At 45.4% G+C, this 1,162-nt stretch carries 1 protein-coding gene; it reads left to right on the top strand.

Translation table 11 applies throughout. The annotated features are described in order from the left end of the window. Positions 1 to 1,162, top strand: a 1,162-nt coding sequence (locus tag QTO00_RS20010) for a cache domain-containing protein (protein ID WP_331426308.1), incomplete at both ends; no start/stop codon positions are given.

Raw genomic sequence — 1,162 nt, forward strand, 5'->3', positions numbered from 1 at the left:
GGTTTTGCTCACCGTACGCAACGAAATTGTCAGCTCCCAACAGCAACTCGCCTCGTTGAAATCCGCTAACGAACAGCAACAAATTGTCGAATTAACAAGCCGTGTCGATTATGTCTTAGAACAAATTCAATTCGCCAGAGCTCAAACTGAGAGCCAGCTCGAGTCGACCATCAAAGCGCGGATTTACGAAGCTCACGCAATTGCAACTCGCATTTACGAAAGCAACCAGCACCTCCCAGAGCAACAAGTATCGGCAATGATCACCGATGCACTTCGAGATATTCGCTTTAATCATGGGCGGGGATACTTCTTCATCTACAAAACTAACGGCATCAATGTCATGCACCCGTTGCTGCCCAGAGTTGAAGGTACATCACTTTGGGATTTTCGTGATGTACGTGGCAGTTACATTGTTCGAGAGATGGGCGAGCAAGTCAAAGCAAAAGGCGAAGCTTTCTATCGCTGGTGGTTTGTTAAACCCGACAACAAAAACAAAGAATTTGAGAAAATTGGTTTTGGTAAGTACTTTGAACCTTATGACTGGTTTATTGGCACCGGTGACTATGTCGTTGACGTAGAAGATGACATAAAACAGACCTCACTTGAGTGGCTAAAAAACCTAAGGTTTGGGGAAGCTGGCTATGTATTTGTCATCAATGAAGACGGTAAAGTTCTGTCTCATATGGACCCATCAACCATCGGCAAAAACATCTTGGAAGTCGGTGATGAGCAAGTTCAACAAGGGGCCAAGCGTATTATGGAAACGCGCCGCGGAGTAGTAAAGTACCTCGCCCCATTCGGTCCCGAAGGCTTAGACAACTTCTATAAAACCAGCTACGTCGCCAAAGACGACAATTGGGGCTGGACCATTGGAGCAGGTGTTTACGACCAATTAAGTAATCAAATGTTGACCAACCAAGCGCGCTTAGCAGAGCAAGAGCAACAACAAACTTTACAGCGCATGGTTATGATTGGCGGCATCACTACCCTTGTTGTTGCTTTACTGTCTTGGGTACTTAGTCGACTTATTGCCCTCCGCTTCAAACGTTTTGAAAAACGTATAAACAGTGACTTTGATGATTTACAAGACACCAAAGAACAGCTCGAATACTTGGCCAGTCATGACGAGTTAACGGGGTTACCCAATCGAGCTCAACTACAC

Source organism: Vibrio sp. M260118 (genome assembly GCF_036533755.1).
Taxonomy (GTDB): domain Bacteria; phylum Pseudomonadota; class Gammaproteobacteria; order Enterobacterales; family Vibrionaceae; genus Vibrio.